The following is a 23548-nucleotide window of genomic DNA, read 5'->3' as shown; positions in this document are numbered from 1 at the left end:
CGCGGCGATCACGAGCACGGGAACCGATCTGTCACTTCCGCCCTGGCCGCACGCACGGGCGTTGTGCTGGTGGCACAAACACCCCCGCCCAATCTCATGCCGTGGAAATGATGCGCTGTGCGTCACGTCGTCCGATCGTTGTTTCCACACGACGAAAGGACCCCACGGTGAAGATCGCAGTGCCTCGCGAGATCAAGAACAACGAGTACCGGGTCGCGATCACCCCAGCCGGTGTGCACGAGTTGACCGCCCGCGGTCACGACGTTTTCGTCGAAGCGGATGCCGGTGCCGGCTCCTCCATTCCCGATGAGGACTTCCTCGCCTCCGGTGCGAAGGTGCTGGCCACGGCGGACGACGTGTGGAGCGAAGGCGACCTCGTGCTCAAGGTCAAGGAGCCGATCGCCGAGGAGTACCCGCGGCTGCGCCGGGACCAGGTGCTGTTCACCTACCTGCACCTGGCCGCCTCCGCTGAGCTGACCGACGCGATGCTGACCTCGGGCATCACCGGCATCGCCTACGAGACCGTGCAGACCGGGGACGGCGGGCTGCCGCTGCTGGCGCCGATGAGCGAGGTCGCCGGGCGGTTGGCACCGCTGGTGGGTGCGCATTCGCTCATGCGGCCCAGCGGTGGTCGGGGTGTGCTGCCCGGCGGAGTTCCCGGGGTTCACCCGGCGCGCGTCGTGGTGATCGGCGGCGGTGTCGCCGGCCTCAACGCGGCGCGGGTGGCCTTGGGCATGGGTGCCGAGGTGGAGCTGCTGGACACCAACGTCGACAAGCTGCGCGAGATCGACCGCGACTTCCACGGCCAGATCCGCACGGTCGCGTCCAACCGCTACACGGTCGAGCAGTCGGTTCGGGCTGCCGACCTGGTGATCGGCGCGGTGCTGATCGCGGGCGCGAAGGCCCCCAAACTGGTGTCCAACCACATGGTCTCGGAGATGAAGGCCGGCAGCGTGCTGGTCGACATCGCCATCGACCAGGGCGGTTGCTTCGCCGACTCCCGGCCGACCACGCACGACGACCCGACCTACCGGGTGCACGACTCGGTCTTCTACTGCGTGGCGAACATGCCGGGCGCGGTGCCCAACACCTCCACGCACGCGCTGACCAACGTGACGCTTCCCTACGTGCTGCGCATCGCCGACGCCGGTTGGCAGCAGGCGTGCCGCGCGGATGCCGCGCTGGCCGGCGGCCTCAACACCCACGCCGGCGACCTGGTCAACCAGGCCGTCGCCGAGGCCCACGGCCGCACCGCCGTCGCGCTGAGCAGCGTCCTGGACTGACGTCTCTCGGTGTCTGGGGTCGGACGGGCTGCGCGGAAGGTTCCCTTCCTCGTAGCCCGTCCGCTCCGCTGTGACAGGAAGGTTCCCCTGCTCACACCGACGGCGACCGCCCACTCGGGAATTTGCACCGAGTCCTAATTCGAATTCGTTGGCCGCTAACCGAGTTGGCGAATGCGGTGCAATTCGCCGCATCCAGGAATCGGATTCGCCGCGAAAAGGCAAATAGGGGCGGCCCGCTCAACCAGCCTGGGGGTCACCGGGAGCAGGCCGCCACTCTCAGTGTAGGGGAAGATCGCCGGTTTGCCGACGACGCGAGCGAGCACTTCGCCGCCAATTGCCAGCCGAATCGATAACCACTCGATGGGGTGAGTCTGGTCGGGTGCCCGTGCAGGCGTGAACCCGCGATGCCGATGTCACCCATCGGAGTAACGACGGGTGACTGATCACCCGTTGCTCTCCAGCGGAAACTCCGACGCAGGAAAACGCGCTGACGGGTGGGAGATAAACGTGACGGACACGGCACTGCGCAAGGCGGTTCTCGACCGGCTCGACGCCCTGGACCGAGTGATGGGCGAAGACGCCCACGAAGTGCTGCTACCGATTGCCCGAACCGAGCTGCATCGCTTTACCGGAGCCCTTCGAACCCTGTTAGACGATCACGAGCCGGACTCCGACGGGCGCTGCCCGTCCTGCCGGGGAACGCTGCGCCGCAGACCCTGGCCTTGCAAGGTGTGGCAGGCCGCGCACCACCAGCTGATCACCGAACGTTCCGGATCATCGGAGCGCCGCGCCCGACTTGGCCGCCAAACCCGGTCCCACCTCCCCCGAAATCCCGAACACGCCGTCGCGGTGATCCCCGAGCCGATCGTGTCCGCCACCGGCCCCGGGCCGTCCGACTGGGACACCGACGAGTTCATCCGCCCCGACCTCACGACCGAACCCACGACCCCACCGCCGCTGGCCGAACGGCTGGAAACCGACCACAGCCGGATCTACCGCGCGGCGGTGGTCGAACGGGCCTGACCTGCTGCACGCCCCCGCGTCCGGCACCCGCGACCCGCGGCGGCCACGACACCTCACCTTCACGGCCCGACCTGTCCGGCAGGATGGAGCCATCAGGGGTGACACACTGACGGGTGACCGGACGTGGGAGGGCGTGTGCACGACGGCAGCGGTCGCATCGACGTGCAAGGGCTGAACAAGAGATTCGGCCCCGTGCACGCGGTGCAAGACCTCAGCTTCACGGTGCAGCGCGGCGCGGTCACCGGCTTCCTGGGCCCCAACGGAGCGGGCAAGACCACCGCACTGCGCATGATCCTCGGCCTGGTCACGCCCACGTCGGGCACCGCGACCATCAACGGACTGCCGTTCAACCGGCTGCCGAACCCGGGTGGGGTCGTTGGCGCCGTGCTCGACGCGCACGGATTCCACCCGAGCCGCACCGCGCGCCACCACCTCCGCTGCTACGCGGCCGCCATGAACATCCCCGACGGCCAGGTCGACAGGGCACTGGAGCTGGTCGGGCTCGCCGCCGCAGGGGACCGCAAGACCGGCGGGTTCTCGCTGGGCATGCGGCAGCGCCTGGCACTGGCCACCGCGCTGCTCGGCGACCCGCAGATCTTGATCCTCGACGAACCCGCGAACGGACTGGACCCCGAGGGCATCGCGTGGCTGCGGGGCTTCCTGCAGGCCTTCGCCGCCGGGGGCCGGACCGTCCTGATGTCCAGCCACTTCCTGCGCGAGATCGAGCACACCGTGGACCGGTTGGTGATCATCAGCCAAGGCCGGTGCGTCTACGACGGGCACGTCGAAGAACTCCGCGCCGCTCAGCAGTCGCGAGCGCTGGTGCAGGCCGATTCCCCCGAGGTGCTGGTCGCCGAGCTCCAGGCAGCCGGTTACGGGGTCGAATACCTCCCGGACGGGCGGCTGGCAGTCCTCGGGGCCGACTCGCGCGCGGTCGCCGACCTGGCGTTGCAGGCCGGGGTCGCGCTCTACGGGATGCAGGACGAGCGCGTCGATCTGGAGCAGTTGTTCTTCCACCTCACCCAGGGGCAGTTCACGGGACTTCCGCAATACGCCCCGCCGACATCGCAGACGTGGGCTGGGCCGGGCCAGCCGGGCAGTGGCGGGAGCGTGTGATGATCGGGCTGATCAAGGCCGAGTACCGGAAGATCTTCACCACCAGCCTGTGGTGGGCGCTGCTGATCCCCGTGGTGGTGCTGGGGTTCGCCGCCGGTTGGCTGGGCACCGCGTTCGGCGGAATCATCGACATGGTCGAGGAGTTCAGCGCGTCGCTCCCGCTGGGTCTGCTGTCGGTGGCGCTGTCGACGAACTTCGGCACGATCTTCGCGCTGCTGTTCGGCGCGATGGCCTTCGCCAGCGAGTTCCGCGCCAAGACCATCACCACCACGTATCTCACCGCGAACCCGCGCAGCTCCGTGCTGTGGGCGAAGTTGATCGCCTGCGCAGGCATCGGAGTGCTCTACGGGCTGGCGAACGTGCTGTTCGCCAGCCTCGGCGCCCTGCTCGGCGCCGGCCACGACATGAGCAACTTCGGCGGGTTCGGCAGCTGGCTCAGCGTCGGCGGAGCAGGCGTGCTGTCGATGCTGCTGTGGACGCTGCTCGGGGTCGGGTTCGGCGCGCTGATCGCCAACGCCGTGCTGGTGGTCATCCTGCCGCTGGTCTACAAGTTCGTGGTCGAGTTCATCCTGTCGTTCAGCCTGATCGACACCGCCGTGTCCGGAATCGAGCCCTACCTGCCGGGCTCGGCGGGCAACGGCATCGTGTCCAACCTGGCGGTGCCGCTGTTCGTCTCCGCGGTCGCGGGCCCGAACGAACCGAACACACCGCGCACCGCGTTCGAACTCCTGCACCTGTTCTTCGGCGGCAGCTACGGGCACCCGTGGTGGGCCAGCCTGCTGACGTTCCTCGGCTACACCGCGCTGTTCGTGGCCGGTGGCTGGTTCGTGGGCGCGCGGCGCGACGTGGCGTGAGCAAGGGAACCTTTCTGCCACCCCTGGCGCCGCGTCGACCGAAATGGCAGGAAGGTTCCCTTCCTCACCCGTTGGCGCCGGTCACACCGCAGGATCGGCGGTGCTGCGCCGTCGGTGCCGAGGCCTAACCTGGCGGGGTGAGCGACTCCGAGAATCCCCGCCGTTCCTCCGGCGGCTGGATCAGTCGCCTCTTCGCCGCTTGTCGGCGCCACCCGGTCGCACTGGTGTTGGCGATGGGCGCCTCCGTGACCGCGGTGGGGTTGGAGGCGCTGGTCCCGCTGCTGACCAAGCTCGCGGTCGACGACGCCGTGGCGCGCAGCACCGAGCGGCTGTGGTGGATCGTGATCGTGCTGCTGGTGTTGGGCGTGTTCCGGTTCGGCGCCGCCTTCGTCCGCCGCTACAGCGCGGGCCGGCTGGCGCTGGACGTGCAGCACGACCTGCGGCGGGCGGTGTTCGCCGCCATGCAGCGTCTCGACGGGGGCAAGCAGGACGCGCTGCGCACCGGGCAGGTGGTGTCGCGTTCCATCAGCGACCTGCAGCTCGTGCATTCGCTGCTGTCGATGTTGCCGCTGGCGGCCGGCACAGCGGTGCTGGCGGTGTTCGCGATCGCGGCGATGCTGTGGCTGTCGCCGCTGCTGACGGTGGTGGCGCTCATCGTGGCGCCGCTGATCGCCGTGGTCACCGCGCGCAGCAAGAAGAAGCTGTTCCCCGCCACCTGGTCAGCGCAGCAGCGCGCGGCCGACATCGCCCAGCACGTCGAGGAGACCGTCACCGGTGTGCGCGTGGTGAAGGGCTTCGGCCAGGAGAAGCGCGAGGTCGGCCGGCTGGAGTCGCGGGCGCGGCGGCTGTTCGCCGAGCGGTTGCGCGCGGCTCGGATGACGTCCCTTCCCGCGGCGAGCCTGGCGACGCTTCCCGCCGCCGGTCAGGTGGGTGTGCTGGGTCTGGGCGGCTGGCTGGTCTTCCAGGGCCAGGTGAGCTTGGGAACCTTCGTCGCATTCGCCGGGTACGTGGCGATGCTGTCCGGACCGGCCCGAATGCTCTCCAGCGTGATGATCCAGGCCCAGTTGGCCAGGGCCGGGGTGGAGCGCATCCACGAGCTCACCGACTCGCAGCCCGAGGTCGAGGAGAAGCCGGACGCCCGCTCACTGCCCGAGGGCCCGCTGGAGGTCCGGCTGGACGAGGTCGGTTTCGGTTACACCCGCGACCAACCGGTGCTCCAGGAGGCGACCTTGCGCGTCAGCCCGGGCGAGACGGTCGCCCTGGTGGGGCCGGCGGGATCGGGCAAGTCGACGGTGTCGCTGCTGCTTCCCCGGTTCTACGACGTCCACTCGGGGCGCATCGCGATCGGCTCCACTGACACCGACGAGACCTTCGACATCCGCGACCTGCGGCTGGATTCGCTGCGCAGCGCGGTCGGGGTCGTCTTCGAGGAAGCGTTCCTGTTCTCCGACACCATTCGCGGCAACATCGCCTACGGGCGTTCCGACGCGAGCGAGGACGACGTGATCGCCGCCGCCAAGGGTGCGGAGGCCCACGAGTTCATCACCGGCCTGCCCGACGGGTACGACACCGCGGTCGGCGAACGCGGTCTGACCCTGTCCGGGGGTCAGCGGCAGCGCGTGGCGCTGGCGAGGGCGCTGCTGTCCAACCCCAGGGTGCTGGTGCTCGACGATGCGACGTCGGCTGTCGATCCGGCGACGGAAGCCGCCATTCACGACACGCTGCGTTCGGTGACGGCGCAGCGCACCACGCTGCTCATCGCGCACCGCCGCTCGACGCTGGCGCTGGCCGACAGGGTCGCCGTGCTCGACGAGGGGCGCGTCGTGGACGTCGGCACCGAGGCTGAGCTGCGGGAGCGGTGTGAGCTGTTCCGCTCGCTGCTGGCGGGGCCGGGGGAAACGATCGACGACCCGCGTGATGAGCACGCCGAGGTCTCCCCCGACGGCATCACCCCGGAGCTGTGGCCGCAGGAGCAGCCGGCCGAGTGGTCGGCCGAAGGTCCTGTGGTGACCTCCGCGGGCCGCCACGGCATGAGCACCACGTCGGCTCCGCCGACGCCGGAGCTGGTGGAGGGAATCCGCGCTTTGCCGCCGACCCGCGACCTGCCTCGGGTGAGGGGAACCGATCCGACCGCCCCGGACCCGGAGTTCCGGCTGGCGCGGCTGCTCCGGCCGATCCGGTGGGGGCTGCTGTTGACGGTCGCCCTGGTCGCCGGGGACGCGCTGACCTCGGTGCTGCTGCCGTCGCTGGTGCGGCACGGCATCGACAGCGGCGTCGGGACCGGGAACCTCAACACGTTGTGGCTGGCCACGGGGATGGCGGGGCTGCTGGTCGTCGGAGGGTGGCTGGTGATCAAGCTGCAGACGGTGATCACCGCTCGCACCGGCGAAACCCTCCTGTACGTGCTGCGGCTGCGCAGCTTCGCGCACCTGCAGCGGCTCGGGCTGGACTTCTACGAGAGGGAGTTGGCCGGGCGGATCATGACCCGCATGACCACCGACGTCGACGCGCTGTCGACGTTCCTGCAGACGGGCCTGGCGACGTTCGTGGTCAGCGTGCTGACGCTGCTGGGCATCGCCGGAGCCCTGCTGATCACCGACCCGTCGCTGGCGTTGGTGGCGATGGCCGTGCTGCCGGTCCTGGTGGTCGCCACGATCGTCTTCCGCAGGGTCTCCTCCACGGCCTACGCCGAGGCCCGGGAACGGGTCAGCACGGTCAACGCCGATCTGCAGGAGAACGTCTCGGGCATGCGGGTGGCCCAGGCGCACCGCCGCGAGGGGCATGCGGCGAAGGTGTTCGCGCAGCGCAGCGACGCCTACCGGCGTTCGCGCCTGCGCGCGCAGCGCTACATCGCCACCTACTTCCCGTTCGTGGCGCTGCTGTCGGAGATCGCGCAGGCGGCGGTGCTGGGGGTCGGCGCTGCGCGGGTCGCTTCGGGTGGGCTGACGGCCGGGGTGCTGGTCGCTTTCCTGCTGTACCTGAGCCTGTTCTTCTCGCCCGTGCAGCAGCTGTCCAGCGTCTTCGACGGATACCAGCAGGCCAGGGTGGGATTGCAACGCATCGGCGACCTGCTGCGCACGCCGACGTCGGTGCCTGCCGCCGCCGAGCCGGTGGAGGTGCCCGAGCGGTTCCGCGGGGAGGTGGAGTTGCGAGCGGTGTCGTTCCGCTACCCCGGCACCGAGCAGTACGCGCTGCGGGAGGTGAACCTGCGGGTGCGGCCTGGCGAGACGGTGGCGCTGGTGGGAGCCACGGGCGCGGGCAAGTCGACCTTGATCAAGCTGATCGCCCGGTTCTACGACGTCTCCGAGGGCGCGGTGCTGGTCGATGGGACGGACGTGCGCGGCTACGACCTGGCGGCGTTCCACCAGCGGTTGGCGGTGGTGCCGCAGGAAGGGCACCTGTTCACCGGCGACGTCGCCGACAACATCACCTACGCCCGTCCGGACGCCGGGCCGGCCGAGGTGGAGGCGGCTGCTCGCGCGGTGGGAGCCCTTCCGGGGATCTCGATGCTGCCGCACGGCTTCCGCCAGGAGGTCGGTGAGCGCGGCCGGGGGCTGTCGGCCGGTCAACGCCAGCTGGTCGCGCTGGCTCGGGCCCAGCTCGTCGACCCCGACGTGCTGCTGCTGGACGAGGCCACGGCCGCGCTGGATCCGGCGACCGAGTCGATGGTGGTGGCCGCCAGCGATCGGCTCGCCGCGCAGCGCACCACGTTCGTCGTCGCGCACCGGTTGGGCACGGCGGCCCGCGCCGACCGGATCTTGGTGGTCGATGGCGGGCGCATCGTCGAGCAGGGCGGGCACGAGGAGCTGCTGGCTCGTCGCGGGTACTACGCCCGGCTGTGGCGGGCGTCCGACGCCCACGGCGGCACGGTGGACGACGCCGCGGAGACGAGCAACATCGCGTGAGGAAGGGACCCTTCCTCTCACCCCCGCGACCCGGCGGGAACGTTTCTCGCATGTCACCTCGAGGTCGCCGCCTGGTGTGAGGAAGGGAACTTTTCTGTCACGATCGCCACGCCGCGTGCCGCCACGTGCACGCAGCGAAGCCGAACGGGCGCTCTCCGGCGTCGTCGGCCAGGCAAAACGGGCGCTGCGGCCGACCGCGAGGGGCGGATCCCGCGATGCGAGCCGATCCGGCTACCAGTTGAGAACACAGCGTGTCGGTGAAACGCCATAATGAACAGGTACGACAACCCGTATGGACTAGTGCCAAGCGGCGCTGATCAGCGAACGAAGCGCACCAGGAGCGGTTGATGTTCGGTCGGATGGCCCGAACGGGGACACATCCCCGCTGGCCGGACGATCCTGATCGATTCTGTGACGAGAGTCGATCAGCCAAACGGCCGTCCTGTGTGTCAACCTCGCGAATCGGGCGGCTAGCCTGGTACCCGAGTGTGTCTGTAAATCACGAGCATATGGATCGAGGCGAACGCCAGCCGTGTCCAGCAGCCCCGCGTCACAGTTCGGCCCCAATGAGTGGTTGATCGAGGAGATGTACGAGAAGTTCCTCCAAGATCCCACTTCCGTAGACTCGGCGTGGCACGAATTCTTCGCCGACTACAAGTCGGGTCAGGCGACAAACGAGAACACCGCTACCGCTGCTGCGGCCGGCACTGCGGCGCCGCCGACACCGACGGCCACGGCGACGCGCGCCAGTGAGACCAACGGTCAGGCGTCCGCGCCGGCGGCCGCCGCACCCGCGGCCAAGCCCGCCGCCGCTCCGAAGCCTTCTCCGCAGCAGGCCGCCAAGGCGGCCCCGGTCAAGCAGCCGCAGGCAGAAGGCGATGTGCAGACCCTGCGCGGCGCTGCGGCCGCGATCGCCAAGAACATGGACCAGTCGCTGACGGTCCCCACCGCGACGAGCGTGCGCGCGGTGCCCGCCAAGCTCCTGTTCGACAACCGCATCGTCATCAACAACCACCTCAAGCGGAACAAGGGCGGGAAGGTCTCCTTCACGCACCTGATCGGCTACGCGCTGATCAGGGCGGTCAAGGACTTCCCGAACATGAACCGCCACTACGGCGAGGACGCCAAGGGCAAGCCCGCAGCGGTCACGCCGGAGCACATCAACCTGGGCCTGGCGATCGACATGCCGGGCAAGGACGGTTCGCGCAACCTCGTGGTCGCCTCCATCAAGGGCTGCGAGGACATGACGTTCTACCAGTTCTGGCAGGCCTACGAGGACATCATCCGCAAGGCGCGCAGCAGCGCGCTGACCGCGGACGACTTCTCCGGCACCACGATCTCGCTGACCAACCCGGGCCCCTCGGGCACCAACCACTCGGTGCCGCGGCTGACCAAGGGCCAGAGCGCGATCATCGGTGTCGGCGCGATGGACTACCCCGCCGAGTTCCAGGGCGCCAGCGAGAAGACGCTGGTCGACATGGGCATCAGCAAGATCGTGACGCTGACGTCCACCTACGACCACCGCGTCATCCAGGGCGCCGAGTCCGGCGACTTCCTGCGCCGCGTGCACCAGCTGCTGCTGGGCGAGGACGGGTTCTTCGACGACATCTTCGCGTCGCTGCGCATCCCCTACGAGCCGGTGCGCTGGACGCAGGACATCCCCGAGGGCGCGGTCGACAAGACCGCCCGGGTGCTCGAGCTCATCGACGCCTACCGCACCCGCGGTCACCTGATGGCCGACATCGACCCGCTGAACTACCGGCAGCGCCGTCACGAGGACCTCGACGTCCTGTCGCACAGCCTCACGCTGTGGGACCTGGACCGCGAGTTCGCCGTGGGTGGTTTCGCAGGTCGCGAGAAGATGAAGCTCCGCGACGTGCTGGGCGTGCTGCGCGACTCCTACTGCCGCACGGTCGGCGTGGAGTACATGCACATCCTGGAGCCGGACGAGCGCGAGTGGCTGCAGCAGCGGGTCGAGAAGCCGCACACCAAGCCTGACTCGACCGAGCAGAAGTACATCCTGTCGAAGCTCAACGCGGCCGAGGCGTTCGAGACGTTCCTGCAGACCAAGTACGTCGGGCAGAAGCGGTTCTCGCTGGAAGGCGCCGAGACCGTGGTTCCGCTGCTGGACGCGGTGCTGGACAACTCCGCTGCGAACGAGCTCGATGAGGTCGTCATCGGCATGCCGCACCGCGGCCGCCTGAACGTGCTGGCCAACATCGTCGGCAAGCCGATCTCGCAGATCTTCCGCGAGTTCGAGGGCAACCTCGACCCGGGGCAGGCCCACGGTTCCGGTGACGTGAAGTACCACCTGGGCGCCGAGGGCAAGTACTTCCGGATGTTCGGTGACGGCGAGACCAAGGTGTCGCTGACCTCGAACCCCTCCCACCTGGAAGCCGTGGACCCCGTGCTGGAAGGCATCGTCCGTGCCAAGCAGGACATCCTGGACAAGGGCCAGGAGGGCTTCACGGTGCTGCCGGTGCTGCTGCACGGCGACGCCGCGTTCGCCGGTCAGGGCGTGGTCGCCGAGACGCTGAACCTGTCGCTGCTGCGCGGTTACCGCACCGGTGGCACCGTCCACGTGATCGTCAACAACCAGGTCGGTTACACGACGGCTCCGGAGCACTCGCGTTCCAGCAAGTACTGCACCGACGTCGCGAAGATGATCGGTGCGCCGGTGTTCCACGTCAACGGTGACGACCCCGAGGCGTGCGTGTGGGTCGCGCGGCTGGCCGTGGAGTACCGCCAGGCGTTCGGCAAGGACGTCGTGATCGACATGGTCTGCTACCGCCGTCGTGGTCACAACGAGGGCGACGACCCGTCGATGACGCAGCCGAAGATGTACGACGCGATCGACAAGATGCGCAGCGTCCGCAAGGTCTACACCGAGTCGCTGATCGGCCGCGGTGACATCACCGTGGACGAGGCGGAGAAGGCGCTCAAGGACTACGCGGCGCAGCTCGAGCACGTGTTCAACGAGGTCCGCGAGCTGGAGAAGCACCCGCCGGCACCGAGCCCGTCGGTCGAGGCCGAGCAGCAGGTGCCGCGTGGCCTGTCCACCGCGATCTCGCAGGAGGCGCTGGAGCGCATCTCCGAGGCGCAGATCAACCTGCCGGACGGCTTCTCCCCGCACCCGCGCGTGAAGCCGGTCCTGGAGCGTCGCGCCAAGATGGGCCGCGAGGGTGGCATCGACTGGGCCTTCGGCGAGCTGCTCGCGTTCGGTTCGCTGGTGATGGAGGGCCGCCAGGTCCGGCTGACCGGTCAGGACAGCCGCCGCGGCACGTTCGGTCAGCGCCACTCGGTGCTCATCGACCGCAAGAACGACTCGGAGTACACGCCGCTGCAGAACCTCTCGGGTGACCAGGGCAAGTTCCTGGTCTACGACTCGGCGTTGTCGGAGTTCGCGGCTCTGGGCTTCGAGTACGGCTACTCGGTGGGCAACCCCGAGTCGCTGGTGCTGTGGGAAGCGCAGTTCGGTGACTTCTTCAACGGCGCTCAGTCGATCATCGACGAGTTCATCTCGTCCGGTGAGGCCAAGTGGGGCCAGCGCTCCGACGTGGTGATGCTGCTGCCGCACGGCCAGGAGGGTCAGGGCCCGGACCACAGCTCGGGTCGCATCGAGCGGTGGCTGCAGCTGTGCGCTGAGGGCTCGATGACGGTCGCGATGCCGTCGACCCCGGCGAACTACTTCCACCTGCTGCGTCGGCACGCCTTGGACGGCATCCACCGTCCGCTGGTGGTGTTCACGCCGAAGTCGATGCTGCGCCTGAAGGCCGCGACGAGCCCGGTCGAGGACTTCACCGAGGGCAAGTTCACCTCGGTGATCGACGACCCGGCTCAGCCGGACCCGTCGCAGGTCACCAAGTTGGTGCTGTGCACCGGCAAGCTCTACTACGAGCTGGCGGCCTACCGCGACAAGAACGGCATCACCGACACCGCGGTCGCGCGGCTCGAGCAGCTCTACCCGCTGCCGCACCGCAAGCTAGGCGCCCTGTTCGAGCGGTACCCGAACCTGGAGTCGGTCCGCTGGACGCAGGAGGAGCCGGCCAACCAGGGTGCGTGGCCGTTCCTGGGCTTGGCGCTGAACGAGCAGTTCCCGGAGCTGGTCGGCAAGATCAAGCGGGTTTCGCGTCGTCCGATGGCCGCTCCGGCCACCGGTCTGGCCAAGGTCCACGAGGTCGAGCAGGCCGAGGTCGTGCAGACCGCGTTCGCCTGATCTTCTCGCTGAGGCGGGCCGCCGGTTCCTTCGGGAGCCGGCGGCCCGCTTTTTCGTGCTCGGGTGTCGTCGGCGGAGTGTGCACGGGAACCTTCCGCTCACTTCGACCGGGGCGCATCGCTTGTGGTGAAGGGCCGTTTCGTACTCTGCTGTTCCCAACCACACCGCGTCGAAGATCGACGGAGCACTAGGAGGAAGCGGTGTATTTCACCGACCGCGGCATTGAAGAACTCGAAGAGCGTCGCGGTGACGACGAGGTCACCTTGGCGTGGGTCGCTGACCGGATGCGGGCCTTCGTGGACCTCAACCCGGATTTCGAGGACGCCACTGAGCGTTTGGCGACCTTCCTCGCACGCGACGACGCCGACGACGAGTGAGGTGGCCCCGGCCGCGCACCCCCGGACGCGCGGCCGGGCCCACGTTCACGCCCGCAGCACCGCGCGCCCGACGATCTCGCGCCGCTCGATGGCGGTGTGGGCGTCAGCGGCGCGCTCGAGGGGGAAGGTTCGTCCGATGGCCGGGGTGATGTGTCCGGCGGCGGCCTCTGCCAGTGCCTTGGTGAGCACGTCCTTCCGCTGAGGGCGCGAGAGGTGCCGGATTTCGAGGAGCCCGGTGATGGTCACGTCGCGCCGCCGCGCTTCGTCGGCGTCGATCTCGGCGAAGTCCTCGTCGGAGGCGCCGTAGGTGATGACGCGCGCGCCGTTGTCGGCGGACTGGAACGCGGCTCGCCCGTATGCGCCGCCGGCGCCGTCGAAGATGACGTCGACGCCGCCTGTCAGTTCGCGGACCTTCTCGACCCAGTCCGGTGCGCTGTAGTCGACCGGCTCGGCACCGAGTTCGCGCACCAGGCCGAGTTTCTCCTCGCCTCGCGCGGCACCGATGACCTTCGCCCCTGCGGTTGTGGCCAGCTGGACGATGATGGAGGCGGCTCCGCCCGCCGCAGCGGTGACGAGCACTCGTTCCCCCGGACGCACGGCTGCGTGGTCGACCAGCTGCATGGCGGTGGTGGCGTCGTGCAGGAGCACCGCGGCAGCCTGTTCGTCCAGTCCGCCGGGGATCACCACGAGTTCGGTTTCCTCGACGGTGACCAGTTCGGCGTAGGTTCCGCTGTTCTCGGTGCTGGCGACCACCTTCTTGCCCAGCCACGCCGGGTCGACGTCCGCGCCCAGCGCGACCACTTCTCCGGCGATGCCGTCTCCGGGGATGTAGGGAGGCTTCATCTCGAAGTACTCCCGCCCCCAGCCTTGGCGGAGCCGCGTGTCGAGGAACAGCACGTCCACGGCCTCCATCCGCACCAGGACCTGTCCTGGTCGTGGCGCGGGATCGGCCTTCTCGATCACCGACAGGACCTCCGGTCCCCCGAATTTCGTCACCTGCACCGCACGCATCCCTGATCACTCCGTTCTCGATCGGCTCCTGCCCACCCTCTGACTTCGAGTTAGCTGGAAGTCAAGGGCAGCGGGAGGATCAGCAGCAGTGCTCACCGCCCCAGGCTCGCCGGCCTTCGTTGACCGCGACGGCCGCGATCACCAAACCCACCAGCGGGTCGGCCCACCACCAGCCGAGAAGGCTGTTGAGGACGAGCCCGAGGAGCAGCACTCCGGACAGGTAGGTGCACAGCAGGGTCTGCTTCGAGTCGGCGACGGCGCTCGCCGATCCGAGTTCACGCCCTGCCCGCCGTTGCGCGTAGGACAGCAGCGGCATGATCAGCAGTGAGAGGGAGGCGACCACGATGCCGGCGGTGGAGTGCTCGGCGGCCTCCGCGCCGAGCAGGCTGCGCACGGATTCGACCGCCACGTAGAGCGCCAGCGCGAAGAACGACACGGCGATCACCTTCAGCGCGGTTCGCTCGCGGGCCTCCGGGTCGGAACCGGCGAACTGCCACGCGACCGCAGCCGCGGAGGCGACCTCGATGACCGAATCCAGCCCGAACCCGATCAGCGCGGTGGAGGACGCGGCGGCGCCTGCGCTGATGGCCACGACCGCTTCGATCACGTTGTAGGAGATCGTGGCGCCGACCAGCCACCGCACCCGCTGCTGCAGTGCACGACGTCGCGCGTCCGCGATGACGGTCTCCGTTCGCGCACAGCACCGGTCGCCGCAGGCGTCCGCAGCGGCCTCGTCGACGCGCGCTGGGCGGTGCCGCTGCTCGTCGTCACACATGCCGGGCCTCGTCGTGGAGAGTCTCCGTGCCGTAGTTCGGGCAGAGGGCGACCTTGTTCCCGGTCGCGGCGAGCAGGTTTTCGGCGGCGGTGAGCAGCTCGATCAGTTCCGGCCGGGCGAGCGAGTAGAACACCTGTCGCCCTTGTGGACGGCCGTCGACCAGGCCGCAATCACGCAGGCAGGCCACGTGCGCCGACACGGTCGATTGCGCCAGTCCGAGGTGTCCCACGAGATCGGCGACTCGCGCCTCACCTCCGGCAAGACGCCGCACGATGGCCAACCGCGTGGAGTCGGACAGTCCGTGGAACAGCGCCGCAGCAGCGTCCAGCTCCACATGATTGATCGTCATTCGACGATGTTAGCACCATTTGCCGATGAAGCCGATCAGCCAAAGCGCTTCGCCAGGGCGAGCTGCGTGAGATAGCGCTTGGTGATCACGCCGCCGTGATCACCATCGATGCGCTGCCCGATGCAGTCCAACAGCCGGTCACGTGCCGGGGACGGCATCGCCCGACGCCCCGAGTAGGTCATCAGCAGGCCCAGGTACTGGTCTGTCGTGTAGCGGGCTTCCCACTCGTAGCGGTGGAACTCCGGCGGGCTGAAACGAGCTGAGCGGTGGAACTCCGCCGGGTCCTCCGGGACCTCGTCGGCAACCGGAAGGCGCTGCCCGGGCTCGATGTGGGGATCGAATCGCTCATAGCACTGCTGGACCTGCGCGAAGAACTCATCGCTGCCACCGGCGATGTGGTGCGTTGAGACCAAGGCGAGCGCTCCTCGAGAACGCAGCGCATCGGCGGCCTTGACCATGCGCACCGCGGGGTCGAGCCAGTGGAATGAGGTCGCCGCCACGACCAGGTCGAAGCCCACCGGCGGGAGCGGCCACTCCTCGAACGCGGCGACCACGACCCGCGCGGACACGTAATCGGCGAGGTGACGCCGGGCGATCTCTGCCAGCTCCTCCCCCGGTTCGAGAGCGGTGACCGCGAACCCGCGAGCGGCCAGCGGCACGGTCGCCTGCCCGGTTCCGCAGCCGATCTCGAGCACCCGGGCCCCTTCACCGACAGCCGCGGTGAGCACGTCGAACAGCTGCGCCGGGTAGCCCGGACGGCACCGGTCGTAGAGGTCGGCGTCCTCAGCGAACACCGACCGCATCCGCTCGCGATCGTTCACCGAGGCAGTCTCGAACCGCAGGTCATGAGCGCAGTGTACGAACCAGCGGCCGTGTTGACAGGAAGGTTCCCATGCTCACGACCGGAAGGTGTCAAGGCGAGAACCGCGAAGGGCGCCCCTCCTCATCGAACGCGGTCGCCTGTGCGCCACACAGCGCGGGTCAGGGGAACACCAGGCCGGTACGCGAGCCATGTCGTGCTCGGCGCGTCGAGCACTTGGAGGTCGGCCCGGGCGTCCGGGCGCAGCACGCCGACGGCACCGTCCCCGGTTTCGCGTCGCAGGGCACGCGCCCCGCCCCAGGTGGCCGCGCGGACGGCTTCGGCCACGCTCATCCGCATCTGCAGGACCGCGGTCGTCACGCAGAAGGCCATCGATGAGGTGTAGGACGAGCCCGGGTTGCAGTTGCTGGCGAGCGCCACGGTCACTCCTGCGTCGAGCAGCGCGCGGGCGTCCGGAAGGGGTTGGCGGGTGGACAGGTCGCAGGCCGGCAACAAGGTCGCGACGGTGTCAGAAGCCGCGAGCGCGTCCACGTCGGAAGGCTCCAGGTGGGTGCAGTGGTCGACGCTGGCCGCTCCCACCTCGACCGCCAACATCACTCCCGGCCCCGGTCCGAGCTGGTTGCCGTGCACCCGCAGCCCAAGGCCGCGTCGGCGGGCGGCCATCAGCACTCGACGGGACTGGTCGGCGTCGAAGGCCCCTTCCTCGCAGAACACGTCGCACCATCCGACGTGTTCGGCGACGGCGTCGAGCATGTCCCCGCACACCAGCTCCACGTAGTCGGCCGCGTCGGCTCCGGGCGGGACGAGATGGGCCCCGAGGAAGGTGACCTCGTCGGCGACGGCGGCTGCGATCTTCGCTGCGCGCAGCTCGTCCTCGACGGTCAGCCCGTAGCCGGTCTTGGTCTCCACGCAGGTCGTGCCCTGGGCGGCGGCTTCCTCGACGTGACGGCGAAGGTTGCCCGCGAGTTCGGCGTCGGTGGCTTGTCTGGTGGCGTTGACGGTGACCGCGATTCCGCCCGCCTGGTAGGGCAGGCCCGACATGCGGGCCGCGAACTCGGCGGTGCGATCGCCGGCGAAGACGAGGTGGGTGTGGCTGTCCACCCAGCCGGGCAAGACCGCACGCCCCTCGACATCGACGCGCTCGTCCGCTTCCGGCGCGGATCCGGCGTGACCGACCCAAGCGATCCGGTCGCCGTCGACGACCACAGCCGCGTCGGCGAGGGTGCCGAGCTCGTCGTCGTTGGTCGTGAGTTCACCTATTCCAGTGATAACAGTGGATGACATCGCCGCCTATTTCCTCACGCTCGAAGTGCCGTGATGAATTCGCGCAGTTCACGCGCGGTGTCGATGGTGGTGTGGGCTCCATCGGCCACCACGGTCCTGCCGTCGGTGATCACCTCGCGCACGTCCTCGGCGCGGGCCACGGCCGGGATCACCGGAAGCGCGACACCGGCCAAGCGCGGTGTGTCGAGGTCGATCGCGACGAAGTCAGCGCGAGCTCCCGCTTCGAGCCGTCCCGCATCGGGACGCCCGATGGCGGAGTGCGCTGTCGCCATCGCGAGCAGCTCGCCCGGCCCGTGGTGCCCCCGGGTCTCCGTCGCCAACCGCTGGTAGGACTCCACGGCCTGCGCCTCGGCGAGGACGTCGATGACCGAGTGCCCGTCGCTTCCCAGTGACAGAGGACTTCCCGCCACCGCCAGAGCCCCGGCAGGACCGATCCCGTCGGCCAGGTCCGCCTCGGTCGTCGGGCACAGGCACACCCCGGTTCCGCTGCCGCCCAGCAGTGCCACATCTCCGGCCGCGAGGTGCGTGGCGTGCACGGCGGTGACGTCCTCACCGAGAGCACCGCGCTCGGCCAGCAGCTGCACCGGTGTTCGACCGTGGGCCGCCAGGCACGCCTCGTTCTCCGCCCGCTGCTCGGACACGTGGAGGTGCAGGGGAACCTTCCTGTCACGCGCCCAGCCGGCGACCTCGCCGATCGCCTCGGCCGGAACCGCGCGAACCGAGTGCACCGCAGCGCCCAGCAGCACGTCCTGCGCGGTGAAGGACTCCGCCCTTTCGCCCCACCCGGTCGCGTCGCCGTCGGAGAACCGCTGCTGAACCTCGTCGAGCCCCCGGTCGAAACCACCTGCGAGGTAGCAGGTGTCCAGCAGTGTCAGCCTGATTCCGGCATCGTGGGCGGCCTCTGCCAGCGCGTGGCTCATCGCGTTCGGGTCGCGGTAACGGGAACCGCCGGGCGCGTGGTGCAGGTAGTGGAACTCGCCGACACCGGTGATGCCCGCGCGCACCATCTCCGCGTAGACGCCGCGCGCGAGCAGGTAGTAGCTGTCCGGGTCGAGCTTGGCCGCGACCCGGTACATCTGCTCCCGCCAGGTCCAGAACGTGCCACGCGCGGTGTCACCGCGCAGCGCCCGGTGGAAGGCGTGGGAGTGCACGTTGGCCAGGCCGGGCACCACCAGACCGGGGAGCCTCCGCGCACCACCGGGCGATTCGGCTTGCCGCACCGCGGTGATCCGCCCGGACTCGACCTCGAACAGCACGTCGCGGCAGGGACCTTCGGGCAGCCACGCCCATTCGCACCAGAACATCCCCTCACCCCGCCAGGTCTGCGAGGACGCGGGCCAGGGCATGGGAACCTTCCGCGCAGTCCTCGGCGGTCGCGTGCTCTTCGGGCGCGTGGCTGATGCCGGTCGGGTTGCGCACGAACAGCATCGCGGTCGGCTTCTCCGCTGCGAGCACGCCCGCGTCGTGGCCGGCCCCGGTGGGCAGGACCGGGACGTCGTTGAGGACGCGGCGCAGCCGGTCGCGCAGCGCCGGGTCGAAGTGGACGGTGTCGCCGAAGGATTCCTCGACGACCTCCACCTGGCACCCTTCTTGCGCGGCGAATTCCCTCGCCTGCCCGGCCAGGTCGTCGACCATGGATCGCGCACCGCTGGGAGCGCGCGCGTCGAGGTGGACGTCCACGGTCGAGGCGATGACGTTGGTGCCGCCCGGGGTGGGGACGAGCCTGCCGACCGTCGCACGACCTTCGGGTGTCGCGGCTGCCGTGCGGCGGGCCGCGAGGACGAGTTGCGCGGCGGGGAGCATGGGATCGTTTCGGTCATCGATGAGCGTGGCGCCCGCATGGTTCCCCTGCCCGCTGAAGCGGAAACGCCACCTGCCGTGTCCGAGGATCGAGTCGGCGACCGCGACGGGACGTTCCAGGTCGATCAGGCCCTTGCCCTGTTCGACGTGCAGTTCCACGAAAGTCCCGATGCGCGCGAGAGCGGTCTCGTCCCGGCCGATGCGGGCGGGGTCCGCGCCGAAGGAGCGCATCGCTTCGGCGAGGGTGCCTCCGTCGGGGTCGCGCAGGTCGCGCGCGTGATCCGGGTGGATGGTTCCCGTCATCAGCCGGGACCCGAGGCAGGGCACGCCGAAGCGGCCGCCTTCCTCCTCGGCGAAGACCACCACGGCCAGCGGTGTGCGCGGCTGAAAGCCCCGTTCCCGCAGGAGGTCCACCGCTTCGAGCGCGCTGACCACGCCGAGCGGGCCGTCGAAGGCCCCGCCGCCGGGCACCGAGTCGAGGTGGCTGCCGGTGACGACCGCACCCGGCCCCGGCTCTCCCCACCAGGCCCAGATGTTGGTGTTGGCATCGGTTTCCACCGCGAGCCCGCGGTTCTCGGCCTGCTCGACGAACCATTCGCGCAGGTGCCGCTCGGCGTCGTCGAAGACGTGCCGCGAGTAGCCGCCGCGCCGCCGATCCGCGCCGATCTCGGCGATGGCGTTCAGCCCGCTCATCGGCTCACCAGCGGAGTTCGCACGCCGCGCTCGGCAGCGACTTCTTCGGCGCGTTCGTACCCGGCGTCGACGTGCCGGATCACCCCCATGCCCGGGTCGTTGGTGAGCACCCGCTGGAGCTTCTGCGCAGCGAGCTCGGTGCCGTCGGCGACCGTGACCTGCCCGGCGTGCAGAGAACGTCCCATGCCGACGCCTCCGCCGTGGTGCAGCGACACCCAGGTCGCGCCGGATGCGGTGTTGACCAGGGCGTTGAGCAGCGGCCAGTCGGCGACCGCGTCGGAGGAGTCCGCCATCGCCTCGGTTTCGCGGTAGGGGGAGGCGACCGATCCGCAGTCGAGGTGGTCGCGGCCGAGGACCACGGGTGCGGCCAGCTCGCCGGAGGCGACCATCTCGTTGAACCGCAGGCCCGCAGCGGCGCGCTCGCCGTAGCCGAGCCAGCAGATCCGGGCGGGAAGTCCGTGGAAGGGAACCTTCCTGTCAGCCAACCGGAGCCAGCGGGCGAGGTGCTCGTCGTCGCCGAAGAGTTCCAGGACGGCCTTGTCCGTCTTGGCGATGTCGGCGGGGTCGCCGGACAGCGCCGCCCAGCGGAAGGGACCTTTTCCTTCGCAGAACAGCGGGCGGATGTAGGCGGGGACGAAGCCCGGGTAGGCGAAGGCCCGGTCGTATCCGGCGAGCTGGGCTTCGCCGCGCAGCGAGTTGCCGTAGTCGAAGACCTCGGCGCCCGCGTCGAGGAAGCCCACCATCGCCTCGACGTGCTTGGCCATCGATTCCCGTGCGCGCGTGGTGAACTCGTCGGGCTTGCGGGCCGCGTGATCGGCCCAGTCCGACAGCTCCACGTCCAGCGGGAGGTACGACAGCGGGTCGTGCGCCGAGGTCTGGTCGGTGACGATGTCCGCAGGCACTCCGCGCCGCAGCATCTCGGGCAGCAGCTGCGCCGCGTTGCCGATGACGGCCACCGAGTAGGCGCGGCGGTCCCGCTTGGCAGCGACGGCCTTGTCGATGGCTTCGTCGAGCGAGTCGGCGACCTCGTCGAGGTAGCCCTGGCGGGCGCGGCGGTGGGCGCGTTCCGGGTCGCATTCCACGACCAGCGCGACGCCGTCGTTCATGGTGACCGCGAGCGGCTGCGCTCCGCCCATGCCGCCGAGTCCCGCGGTGATGGTGAGCGTTCCGGCGAGGGTTCCGCCGAAGCGCTTGGTGGCGACGGCCCCGAACGTCTCGTAGGTGCCTTGGAGGATCCCTTGTGTCCCGATGTAGATCCAGGATCCGGCCGTCATCTGGCCGTACATCATCAGGCCGAGTTCGTCGAGGCGCCGGAACTCCGACCAGTTCGCCCAGTCGCCGACGAGGTTGGAGTTGGCGATGAGCACGCGCGGTGCCCACTCGTGGGTTCGCAGCACGCCGACGGGTTTGCCGGACTGCACGAGCAGCGTCTCGTCCTGGCCGAGCGTGGTCAGTTCGCGCACGATCGCCTGGTAGCAGGCCCAGTTCCGGGCGGCCTTGCCGGTTCCGCCGTAGACGACGAGGTCTTGCGGGCGTTCGGCGACGTCGGGGTCGAGGTTGTTCTGCAGCATCCGCAGCGGCGCTTCGGTGCTCCAGCTGCGGGCGGTCAGCGTCGTGCCGCGTGGGGCGCGCACGTCGGTCATCGATCCCTCCCTGATTCGGCGGCGGCGAGGACTTCGCCGTTGCGGATGAGTCGTTCTGCGGCTGCGATCTCGGGTGCCACGTGCCGGTCGGGGCCCGGTCCTGGCACGTCGCGGCGCAGCAGGTCGCGGACCGCACCGGTGGCGGGGCCGGGGTCCAGGGGTGCGCGCAGGTCGAGGGCCCGAGCGGCGGTGAGCAGTTCGATGGCCAGCACCGTGGTGAGGCCGTCGACGGCGCGGCGCAGCTTGCGGGCGGCCGCCCAGCCCATGGACACGTGGTCTTCCTGCATGGCGCTGGTGGGGATGGAGTCCACGGAGGCGGGCACGGCGAGGCGTTTGAGCTCGGAGACGATCCCGGCCTGCGTGTAGTGGGCGATCATGTGTCCGGAGTCGACGCCGGGGTCGTCGGCGAGGAACGCCGGGAGCCCGTGGGAGCGGGCGACGTCGAGCATCCGGTCGGTGCGCCGGTCGCAGATGCTGGCCACGTCGGCCAGCGCGATGGCCAGGAAGTCCAGCACGTATCCGAGCGGGGCGCCGTGGAAGTTGCCGTTGGATTCGATGCGGCCGTCGGGCAGCACGACGGGGTTGTCGATGGCGGCCGCGAGTTCGCGATCGGCGACGGTCTCGGCGTGGCCGGCGGTGTCGCGGGCGGCGCCGTGGACCTGCGGTGAGCAGCGCAGCGAGTAGGCGTCTTGGACGCGTGGGCAGTCCGGGCCGCAGTGGCTGGCCACGATCGGCGAATGTGAGAGGAAGGCGGCCATCCTCGCAGCCGAGACGGCTTGGCCGGGGTGCGGGCGGAGGGCTTGCAGGTCGGCGGCGAAGGGACGGTCGGTGCCGAGCAGCGCTTCGACGCTCATCGCGGCGGTGAGGTCGGCGACGTCGATCAGGGCGGCGATGTCGCTCAGGGCGAGCACCAGCATGCCGAGCATGCTGTCGGTGCCGTTGGTGAGGGCGAGCCCTTCTTTCTCGGCCAGCACGACCGGCTCGATGCCGACTTCGGAGAGCGCTTCGGCTGCCGGGCGCTGCCGGCCGGTGGCGTCGAGGACCTCGCCTTCGCCGGTGAGCGCCAGGGCGACGGCCGCGAGCGGGGCGAGGTCGCCGGAGCAGCCGAGGGAGCCGTGCTCGTGCACGAGGGGAACGATTCCGGCGTTGAGCGTCGCGGCCAGGGCGTGGGCGGTTCGGGGCCGGACCCCGGTGTGGCCGGTGGCGATGGTGTGCAGGCGCAGCAGCATCTGGGCGCGCACGACTTCGGGTTCGACGGTGTCGCCGGCACCGGCCGCGTGGGAGCGGACGAAGGACTGCTGCAAGGCCGCCCTTCGCTCACTGGGGATGTGGCGCACGGCCAGGGCGCCGAAGCCGGTGGAGACCCCGTAGACGGGTCGTTCTTCGGCTGCCAGTTCTTCGATGTGTTTGCGGGTGGCGGCGATGCCTTGTTCGGCGAGCTCGCTGAGCCGCACGGTGCTCCCCCCGCGCGCGACCGAGACGACTTCCGCGCGCGACAGCGGCTGCGGACCGAGGAACAACTCGTTGTGCATGTCCCCATCCCAGCTCGCGGAAGCTCCTGGCAGAAGCCCTGATGGAGGGACTCTGTCTGGGATGCCAGACTCTGGGCGTGGGCGACAGCAGTGACGTGCCCGCGCTGCGGCGCGGGTTGGCGATCTTGCGGGCGCTGGCCGGGCGGGCCGGCCCGGTGTCGGCGGGCGTGCTGGCGCGCGAGCTGAGCTTGCCGAGGTCGACGACGTATCACTTGCTGGCGGAGCTGGTGGCGGGCGGTTTCGTGGTGCACCTGCCGGAGGAGCGCCGCTACGGGCTGGGGGTCGCGGCGTTCGAGCTGGGTTCGGCGTACCTGCGGCACGATCCGCTCGAACGGTTGGCGGGCCCGATCCTGCGGCGGCTGGTGGACCGGGTGGGGCGCGCCGCGCAGCTGGGAGTGCTGCACGGCGCCGAGCTCCTCTACTTGCTCAAGGAGCGGCCCTCACAACCGCAGACGCTGGTCACCGACGTCGGTGTCAGGTTGCCCGCTCAGCTCCCCGCGTCGGGGCGGGCGATGTTGGCGCACCTCCCGGCGGCGCAGGTGCGCGCGATGTTCCCTTCCACCGAGCGCTTCGTGCTGCGCACGGATCGCGGCCCTCGCAACCTGCCGGATCTGCGCCGGTTGCTGGCCGAGGAGCGCCGCCGGGGCTGGGCGGTGGAGGACGGTGTCGTCACGCCCGGGTTCGCCTCGGTCGCGTGCCCGGTTTTCGACCACACGGCCCGGCCGATCGCCGCCATCGGGGTCACCTTTCGCCATTCCTGCGACGGCGCGGGCTGCGGCGAGACCTGGCCTGGGTTGGCGGCCGACGTCGGTGCGGCGGCAGCTGAGCTCACCGGCCGGATCAGCGGCCGCAGCGCTTGACCGGCCG

General features: G+C 69.8%; 17 protein-coding genes. 8 read left to right on the top strand and 9 right to left on the bottom strand.

From position 1 onward, the window contains the following. Positions 1–167: 167 nt before the first annotated feature. The 7 genes from ald (at position 168) to AB0J91_RS26505 (ending at position 12774) form a co-directional block, all read left to right on the top strand. Complete coding sequence (gene ald / locus AB0J91_RS26535) at positions 168–1283, top strand: alanine dehydrogenase (RefSeq protein ID WP_363873923.1); 1116 nt, start codon at positions 168–170, stop codon at positions 1281–1283. 507 nt (positions 1284–1790) lie between these two features. Beyond that, positions 1791–2306: a hypothetical protein gene (locus AB0J91_RS26530; protein ID WP_363873921.1), complete on the top strand. Its 516-nt coding sequence runs from the start codon at positions 1791–1793 to the stop codon at positions 2304–2306. Between the two features lie 135 nt (positions 2307–2441). Next, positions 2442–3422, top strand: a complete 981-nt coding sequence (locus tag AB0J91_RS26525) for an ABC transporter ATP-binding protein (protein ID WP_363873996.1) — start codon at positions 2442–2444, stop codon at positions 3420–3422. Beyond that, entirely contained in the window at positions 3422–4276 is an 855-nt protein-coding gene (locus tag AB0J91_RS26520) for an ABC transporter permease (protein ID WP_363873918.1), read from the top strand. Before AB0J91_RS26525 ends, AB0J91_RS26520 begins: the two co-directional genes overlap by 1 nt. 137 nt (positions 4277–4413) lie before the next feature. Beyond that, complete coding sequence (locus tag AB0J91_RS26515; protein WP_363873915.1) at positions 4414–8181, top strand: ABC transporter ATP-binding protein; 3768 nt, start codon at positions 4414–4416, stop codon at positions 8179–8181. A gap of 532 nt (positions 8182–8713) precedes the next feature. After that, positions 8714–12397 (top strand): multifunctional oxoglutarate decarboxylase/oxoglutarate dehydrogenase thiamine pyrophosphate-binding subunit/dihydrolipoyllysine-residue succinyltransferase subunit, encoded by a 3684-nt coding sequence (locus tag AB0J91_RS26510; protein ID WP_363873912.1) that lies wholly within the window; start codon positions 8714–8716, stop codon positions 12395–12397. Between the two features lie 200 nt (positions 12398–12597). Beyond that, entirely contained in the window at positions 12598–12774 is a 177-nt protein-coding gene (locus AB0J91_RS26505; RefSeq protein WP_093413728.1) for a DUF6104 family protein, read from the top strand. Positions 12775–12819: 45 nt separating this feature from the next. Here AB0J91_RS26505 and AB0J91_RS26500 read toward each other — a convergent pair whose 3' ends face one another. The 9 genes from AB0J91_RS26500 to hutH form a co-directional block, all read right to left on the bottom strand. Then, on the bottom strand, positions 12820–13776 hold the full coding sequence (locus tag AB0J91_RS26500) for a zinc-binding dehydrogenase (RefSeq protein ID WP_363873909.1): 957 nt from the start codon (positions 13774–13776) through the stop codon (positions 12820–12822). Positions 13777–13864: 88 nt separating this feature from the next. After that, positions 13865–14560, bottom strand: a complete 696-nt coding sequence (locus AB0J91_RS26495; RefSeq protein ID WP_363873906.1) for a cation transporter — start codon at positions 14558–14560, stop codon at positions 13865–13867. Further along, complete coding sequence (locus AB0J91_RS26490) at positions 14553–14909, bottom strand: metalloregulator ArsR/SmtB family transcription factor (RefSeq protein WP_363873903.1); 357 nt, start codon at positions 14907–14909, stop codon at positions 14553–14555. Before AB0J91_RS26490 ends, AB0J91_RS26495 begins: the two co-directional genes overlap by 8 nt. Before the next feature lie 35 nt (positions 14910–14944). Further along, positions 14945–15730 (bottom strand): class I SAM-dependent methyltransferase, encoded by a 786-nt coding sequence (locus AB0J91_RS26485; RefSeq protein ID WP_363873900.1) that lies wholly within the window; start codon positions 15728–15730, stop codon positions 14945–14947. Between the two features lie 122 nt (positions 15731–15852). Further along, positions 15853–17013: an imidazolonepropionase gene (hutI, locus tag AB0J91_RS26480; RefSeq protein WP_363873897.1), complete on the bottom strand. Its 1161-nt coding sequence runs from the start codon at positions 17011–17013 to the stop codon at positions 15853–15855. A 14-nt stretch (positions 17014–17027) separates the two neighbouring features. Next, positions 17028–18359: a formimidoylglutamate deiminase gene (locus tag AB0J91_RS26475; RefSeq protein ID WP_363873895.1), complete on the bottom strand. Its 1332-nt coding sequence runs from the start codon at positions 18357–18359 to the stop codon at positions 17028–17030. Further along, positions 18322–19506: an allantoate amidohydrolase gene (locus tag AB0J91_RS26470; RefSeq protein ID WP_363873892.1), complete on the bottom strand. Its 1185-nt coding sequence runs from the start codon at positions 19504–19506 to the stop codon at positions 18322–18324. Before AB0J91_RS26470 ends, AB0J91_RS26475 begins: the two co-directional genes overlap by 38 nt. Further along, positions 19503–21149, bottom strand: a complete 1647-nt coding sequence (gene hutU, locus AB0J91_RS26465; protein ID WP_363873890.1) for a urocanate hydratase — start codon at positions 21147–21149, stop codon at positions 19503–19505. The genes AB0J91_RS26470 and hutU overlap by 4 nt, the downstream gene beginning before the upstream one ends. Next, complete coding sequence (gene hutH, locus AB0J91_RS26460) at positions 21146–22681, bottom strand: histidine ammonia-lyase (RefSeq protein WP_363873886.1); 1536 nt, start codon at positions 22679–22681, stop codon at positions 21146–21148. Before hutH ends, hutU begins: the two co-directional genes overlap by 4 nt. Before the next feature lie 77 nt (positions 22682–22758). Between hutH and AB0J91_RS26455 the strand changes: the two genes are divergently transcribed. Next, a complete protein-coding gene (locus tag AB0J91_RS26455; RefSeq protein WP_363873883.1) occupies positions 22759–23541 on the top strand; it encodes an IclR family transcriptional regulator in 783 nt (260 codons plus the stop codon). Positions 23542–23548 lie beyond the last annotated feature (7 nt).

It is taken from the genome of Saccharopolyspora sp. NPDC049357, assembly GCF_040677225.1.
Lineage (GTDB): Bacteria > Actinomycetota > Actinomycetes > Mycobacteriales > Pseudonocardiaceae > Saccharopolyspora.
The sequence above is the reverse complement of the archived record's forward strand: the minus strand, read 5'-3'. Positions and strand labels throughout refer to the sequence as shown.

What these genes read in the sequence shown, in the direction of transcription:
- AB0J91_RS26520 (WP_363873918.1), top strand. Translation starts at nt 3,422, where the DNA reads ATGATCGGGCTGATCAAGGCCGAGTACCGGAAGATCTTCACCACCAGC.
- AB0J91_RS26495 (WP_363873906.1), bottom strand. Translation starts at nt 14,560, where the DNA reads ATGTGTGACGACGAGCAGCGGCACCGCCCAGCGCGCGTCGACGAGGCC.
- AB0J91_RS26490 (WP_363873903.1), bottom strand. Translation starts at nt 14,909, where the DNA reads ATGACGATCAATCATGTGGAGCTGGACGCTGCTGCGGCGCTGTTCCAC.
- hutI (WP_363873897.1), bottom strand. Translation starts at nt 17,013, where the DNA reads ATGTCATCCACTGTTATCACTGGAATAGGTGAACTCACGACCAACGAC.
- AB0J91_RS26475 (WP_363873895.1), bottom strand. Translation starts at nt 18,359, where the DNA reads ATGCCCTGGCCCGCGTCCTCGCAGACCTGGCGGGGTGAGGGGATGTTC.
- AB0J91_RS26470 (WP_363873892.1), bottom strand. Translation starts at nt 19,506, where the DNA reads ATGAGCGGGCTGAACGCCATCGCCGAGATCGGCGCGGATCGGCGGCGC.
- hutU (WP_363873890.1), bottom strand. Translation starts at nt 21,149, where the DNA reads ATGACCGACGTGCGCGCCCCACGCGGCACGACGCTGACCGCCCGCAGC.
- hutH (WP_363873886.1), bottom strand. Translation starts at nt 22,681, where the DNA reads ATGCACAACGAGTTGTTCCTCGGTCCGCAGCCGCTGTCGCGCGCGGAA.